5 protein-coding genes are annotated in these 6000 nt (G+C 55.4%); 3 read left to right on the top strand and 2 right to left on the bottom strand.

The features are described from left to right. Positions 1-107: 107 nt before the first annotated feature. From M0651_RS15510 to M0651_RS15500, 3 genes are all read left to right on the top strand, one after another. Complete coding sequence (locus tag M0651_RS15510) at positions 108-860, top strand: tRNA threonylcarbamoyladenosine dehydratase (RefSeq protein WP_248552650.1); 753 nt, start codon at positions 108-110, stop codon at positions 858-860. Beyond that, the gene (locus M0651_RS15505) at positions 857-1525 is read left to right on the top strand and encodes a YdeI/OmpD-associated family protein (RefSeq protein ID WP_248552649.1); all 669 of its coding nucleotides are present in this window, start codon (positions 857-859) and stop codon (positions 1523-1525) included. Before M0651_RS15510 ends, M0651_RS15505 begins: the two co-directional genes overlap by 4 nt. Before the next feature lie 155 nt (positions 1526-1680). Beyond that, the gene (locus tag M0651_RS15500) at positions 1681-3843 is read left to right on the top strand and encodes a HelD family protein (RefSeq protein WP_248552648.1); all 2163 of its coding nucleotides are present in this window, start codon (positions 1681-1683) and stop codon (positions 3841-3843) included. Between the two features lie 324 nt (positions 3844-4167). Here the strand turns inward: M0651_RS15500 and M0651_RS15495 are convergent, their stop codons facing one another. Continuing rightward, on the bottom strand, positions 4168-5088 hold the full coding sequence (locus M0651_RS15495) for an HNH endonuclease (RefSeq protein ID WP_248552647.1): 921 nt from the start codon (positions 5086-5088) through the stop codon (positions 4168-4170). 141 nt (positions 5089-5229) lie between these two features. After that, positions 5230-5526 (bottom strand): CD3324 family protein, encoded by a 297-nt coding sequence (locus M0651_RS15490; RefSeq protein WP_248552646.1) that lies wholly within the window; start codon positions 5524-5526, stop codon positions 5230-5232. Positions 5527-6000: the final 474 nt, after the last annotated feature.

Here is a 6000-nt window from a genome sequence, read left to right as displayed (position 1 = left end):
GGCTCTCCTGCAGGAGAGCCTTTTCTTTGGCTGGAACAACTTGCTTCCGAGCCCTGATTTGTCCTATCATATATAAGATGTCAACCTATCGGGAGGTACACTAGACCATGCTTCATCAATTTTCGCGGACAGAACTCGCCATCGGGGCGGAGGGACTGGATATTCTCAAGAATAGCACGGTAGCCGTGCTCGGCATCGGCGGGGTAGGGGCGATGGCGGTCGAAGGGCTGGCCAGAACCGGGGTCGGCCGGATCATCCTGATCGACAAGGATGTCGTCGATATCACGAACATCAATCGGCAAATTCATGCTTTGACGACGACAATCGGGCAGAAAAAAGCCGATCTGATGTGTGATCGGGTCAAGCTGATCAACCCGGAGTGTGAAACAATCGCGCTCAATATGTTTTATACGGAAGAGACCTACGAAGAGTTATTTAAATACGAGATTGATTACGTGTTGGACGCCTCGGATACGATCATTTACAAAATCCATCTCATCAAGGAGTGCCTGAAGCGGGGGATTCCGATCTTGTCGAGTATGGGGGCTGCCAACAAAATGGACCCGACGAAATTCCAAGTCACGGATATTTCGAAAACCCATATGGATCCGATGGCTCGTGTCATTCGGACGAAATTGCGTGAGGACGGGATCAAGAAGGGCGTAAAGGTGGTCTTTTCGACGGAGCCGCCGGTAAAACCTCGTCAGGACGTGACGGAGAAGATCGCCCCAGCCGGCGCTAAGATTCGCAAAGCCAAGCAGCCTCCAGCGAGCAACTCGTTCGTGCCGCCGGTCGTTGGGTTGATCATGGTTAGCGTAGCGGTGCGCGAATTGCTCGAACGCGGGAGCGTGCGCGCATGAATCTGGAGCTTGCCAAGAAGCTACGATTCCCCTCGGATAGCGACCTCCTGCTCGTGCTGGATGCGCCGGAGGGTTTCGTGGAGCAGTTGGGGTTAAGCTCGGAGCATACCACCTTAGATGACAAGTTGGCCGGAAAGTATGAGTTCGTGCAGATGTTCTTCCAATCGATTCGGGACGTGGCGGAAAGGGCGAGCCAAGCGCTGCACGCCATTAAGCCAGATGGGCTGTTATGGTTATGTTATCCGAAAGGCGGTGCCAAAGCAGGCACGGATCTGACCCGAGACCAAGGCTGGGAGACGGTCAAAGCCGCTGGTTTCGACGGAATCGCGTTAGTTTCGGTGGACGAAACTTGGTCTGCGATGCGTTTTCGCCCGGCGGATAAGGTGAAGCTAACGCCGGGGTCCTCGCGCCGCACAGCGAGTACCGGGGAACCGAAGGCGAAACGCCAGCCGTTACAACCGCCGGAAGCGCCGGAAGAGCTGACAGTAGCGCTCGGGCATGAGGCGGGGGCGGCAAAGTTCTTTGCCGAGTTGGCGCCGTCTCACCAGAAGGCGTATATCGAATGGATTCTGGATGCGAAACGAGCGGAAACGCGGCAGAACCGGATTGCGCAAACGGTCGAGAAGCTGAAGCAGGGCTTGAAGCGCCCATCGGATAAAGCATAGAAGAGATGAGATCATTAAGACGCGGATAGGGGTGGCCTAAGGTCACCCCTATCCGCGTCTTTCTTTTTGCGAAAATTCGCCTTTTGGATGGAGGTAGTGGTATAATGAAACTCCTTTTGAGTCTGGAGTACACAAAAACTTAGGAGGTAACTGAAATGGATGATTTTCAAAGTGCCTATCAAGAAGAGAAGGCGCGGCTCGACCGCACCTTGGAAGAGATCGATCAGCAGCTCAAGCGGCTGCGTTCGATTCCGGTGTACACCGGGCAGGACTTTACCGAACAACTTCTTGAAGAGAACAGGGAAAGCCAGCGTAAGCTGTTGGAGCAATCGATCCATGAACCGTATTTTGGGCGGCTGGATTTCGAGGAACAAGGAAGAAGAAAAACGCCGCTTTATATCGGCAAGGTTGGGGTTGGCGACCAAGACGGCAAAGATCCGATCGTTATCGATTGGCGCGCGCCGGTGGCCAGCCTGTTCTACTCGTTTACGGGCGGTGACGACGCTTCTTATGTGGCGCCTGAGGGTTTAATCGAGGGCCTGGTGTATCTAAAGCGAAACATCGTGATTCGCAAAGGCATCCTGGACCGGGTGGTGGATACGTATAATCGCGACAGCGACGGTCCGGCCGTATCGGATGAGTTCCTCGTTTACCGGCTTGGCGAGAACAAGGACAACCGCCTGCGCGACATCGTTTCGACGATCCAGGCTGAGCAGGACCAAATTATCCGTGCGGCAAAAAATACGGCGCTGATTATCCAAGGCGTAGCCGGCAGCGGGAAAACGACCGTGGCGCTGCATCGGCTGGCCTTTTTGCTGTATCAGTATAAGGAGCAAATTAAGGCGGAACGGCTAGTTATTTTTGCGCCAAACCATATGTTTATCGATTATATCTCAGAAGTGTTGCCCGAGCTAGGCGTAGGGGATATCCAGCAGAGCACGTTCAGCGATTGGGCGGCCAAGGTATTGGAGCTGGATGAGGTCCCGTCCGATGGTTCCGAGGCGTTGTCGCGGTGGTTTGACGGCGGGGCAAAGGGTGCGGAAACATGGCAGGATGCGGAGCTGCCTGGACGCTTCAAAGGTTCGATGGTTTTCAAGGAGATCATCGACGCGGCTGTGAGCATGCTCGAATCCGGCTGCGTGCCCGAAGGTGATTTCGAGCCTTGGGAAGGGGCGCGACTGCCGCGCAAAGAAATCCTGGTCTGGTTTGAAGGCGAATACCGGCACTATCCGGTGGCCCGCCGCAAGGAACGGGTGCTGGCACGCATTCATCGCTGGATCGAAATGGAGCTGAAGAAGGTGCCGTCGGCGGCTGCGCTCAAGGATCGGAAGAAAAAGGCCCAGCAACGGGAAAAAAGCTATGCCAAAAAGTGGCCGGAGCTTACGCCGCTCAGCCTGTACCGTGAGTTGTTTGGCATTCGGAAGAGCGGCGGGACGGAAGGGATGGTTGATGTCTCGGACCGGATTCCGGCGGGCATCTGGAAGGATACGCAAGCTCGTTTGAAGAAAAATGCCATTAAGGAAGAAGATTTGGCAGCCCTGCTGTACCTATACACATTGATCAATGAGATCGACGGCAACCTGACCTTCGATCACGTCGTCATCGACGAGGCCCAGGACTTCGCCCCATTTCAGGTTCATGTGCTGGACCGTTTCGTTAAGGGGCATTCCTTTACGATTCTCGGGGATTTATCGCAGGGTATCCATTATTACAAAGGAGTGCGCCATTGGGATGAGATGAAGGAGTTATTCCGACCGGACGAAAACGCTTATTTTGCGTTAACGCGCAGCTATCGATCGACGATGGAGATCATCCAATTTGCTAATGAGATTCTCGAGCGGGGCGTTGGGGCGGATTTGCTGGCTGTTCCGGTATTTCGCAGCGGGGAGCCGGTGCGGCTGCTGGAGGCGGATGGCGAGAAGCGGCTGGCGCTGATTCGGAAGGCGCTGGATAAGGTGCTGGGCGGTTCGTTCCGCACGGCGGCGGTGTTGACCCGGACGATGCGGGAGGCTGAGGAGCTGTATGCTGCGTTAAGCGAAGGCGGGCTGGAGGCGAACCTGATCAATGGAGAGCTGACGCAATATGCTGGCGGCGTATCGGTGCTGCCGGTGTATCTGTCGAAAGGTCTGGAGTTTGATGCCGTGATCGTGACGGATGTGGATCAGGAGCATTATGGGCCGAAGGACGCCAAGCTGCTTTACGTCGGCTGCACCCGGGCGCTGCACGAGCTGTGGCTGTTGCATGGCGAGAGGCTGCCGGATTACGTCTCTGGCGATAAGGCGTCGGAGTATGCGGCCAAGGTGAGCTTGGAGGCCTAAGATTGCAGGGCAAATGAGCGGATGGGGAATCGTGCACGCGCGCACTCGGGCTTCCCTAGGACCCCCCTAGGTACAACGCGACGTTTTACGGGGGCGGAAATGTATTTGATTTTTCATATCTAACATACCGAAGAAGGCGAAAAACCGAATTGTATTCGGTTTTTCGCATAGATTCAGGGCAAATGGCTTCAGCATGCGCGAATGTATATGAAATTTCATATACATTCGGCCTAAATTGCCGAAGCGGCCTGATTGTATTCGATTTTTCGAATAGAAGTGCAACAGTAGGGTTGGAGCGTCTATTCTATTCTATTTAATGGACCTTTACAGCGCGTCATCCTGCATAAAGTCGTCCAACCACCGGTCGGCTTTACTCTGATTGCAGAGGTTGCAGGCACAGACGCAGTTGACTGGGGTCGTGTGACCTCCCTTGGCTTTAGGCAGCAGATGGTCGATCGTATCGCCATATTCCCCGCAAAAGAAGCAGGTGTAGTTATCCCGTTTCAGGATATACTGGCGGAACGCTTTGTTGGTGTACAGTCGCCGAATGGTGAACGGGTTCACGATGACAGCCATATGCTCGCGCACGAGCGTGACAGCTAGCTCAAAGTCGATCTCCTGCTGCCAGCGCCGACCTTTGTCGGTTCGCCCGCGCAGGCGGATCATGCCGTTCCGGTTCGGGCGGAGGGTCCGGACGTCAGGACCCTCGACCTTCGGCGGCGGGGCGGGCAGCGCCCGCTTGATCCGCCGATTGGGCGGTGCGGCGTCGGCGCCATGTCGGCCCGCAGCTGCGGCCGGCGCCGCATTGCCTGCGCTTGCGCCGTCTTTCAAGGCCGCGACCTGTGCCGCGGCCTTCTTGCTGCGGCGCTTGCGCTTGCGTTTGCGCGCCGCCTTGGCCGTGCCGGCGGCGGCGGCCTCCGCGCCCGGCGGCGCGCTTGGCCCGGCCGCGGCTTCGCCCGCGCGGCCGCCGCCGCTTGGCGCCGCCGCGGCGGGCACTGCCGCAGGCGCCGCAAGCGCTGCGCCAGCGGGCTCGTGGGCCGCGGCCAGCGGCATCGCGGCCTGCGCCAGCTGCTGCTTGCGCTGCGCCCGGCAGCTGCGGCAGGCGCCGCGGCGGGAGCCTTTGCCGGAGCGCTTGCCGGTGCGGCGCAGGAATTCGCCCAGCGGCTTGGCTTTGCCGCAATAGGCGCATATTTTTACCGCTTTCGCGGAGGTAGAAGCTTGCTCGGGTTGCTGTTGCTGCGTCAAGGGGGTCACCTCAATTTAGAATAGGCTACAAGTAGGATATGACTCCATTATACCTGATTCCACATAAATATAGCCAAGACCAGCCGGTCTTGGCTTATGGTTTATCATTGGATTTGTCATTGGATGATCCCTCATTGCCGATTACTCGATCACGGCTGCGGGTTGTCTTAGGCTGCGCATTTTGGTTAATATTTTGCGGATGCTTTCATCGGAGAGGTGGAATCTTCCGGCTAAATCCCGAACCGTGTTCCCGGCGCGATAAAGGCGGAAGATCTCTTCGTTCCGCTTGGCGATGGATATGCGGGATCCGCTCAGTTCTCCCCATAACGCCCTCGACCGTTCCGGTTTGGGAATGTACAGCAGCTCACCTTGAATATAGGTTTGGAGCTCCTGCAACAGCCTAGGGGGAAGAACATCCTTTCCATTTTTGTAATTCACGATCATGTACCTCCTTATTTCGTGGTCCGTCCTCAACTGCTGTTACGACATAAGTCAACATGCTCGCTTCCCCCTTTCAAAATTTGGTGTAGGTAGTCAAAAATTCGTCTTTTGATCACGAAGATGTTTCATGGAAGCTTATTCGACATCGAATCTTGAATTCAGCAAAGCCGAATTTTTGAGCTTTTTTGGAAATGAACTTCATACAAAATTTGGTTTTTACTGGATCTATCTTAACACAGGTATCGTCAAACATAAATAAGGGAGGCTGTTCCCAGCCCCCCGTTTTATTGCGGCGCCGCTTACGCGGCAGCCACCTCACTCACTGTAATCACTTCGATCAGCCCCCTTTCCCGTGATTCGTCGGCCCGACATCTATATTAACTCATATTTCCGGCCGCGGGAAAAGCGAAAGAACAACTATAAGTGTTTTTTACGTAAGGTATGCTAGAATAAATTTGGGTTCATTCCATT

Origin of the sequence: Paenibacillus mellifer, assembly GCF_023195895.1 — a bacterium.
Taxonomy (GTDB): Bacteria; Bacillota; Bacilli; order Paenibacillales; family Paenibacillaceae; genus Fontibacillus; species Fontibacillus mellifer.
Note: the sequence above shows the minus strand (reverse complement) of the source record. Positions and strands in the feature narration are given on the sequence as shown.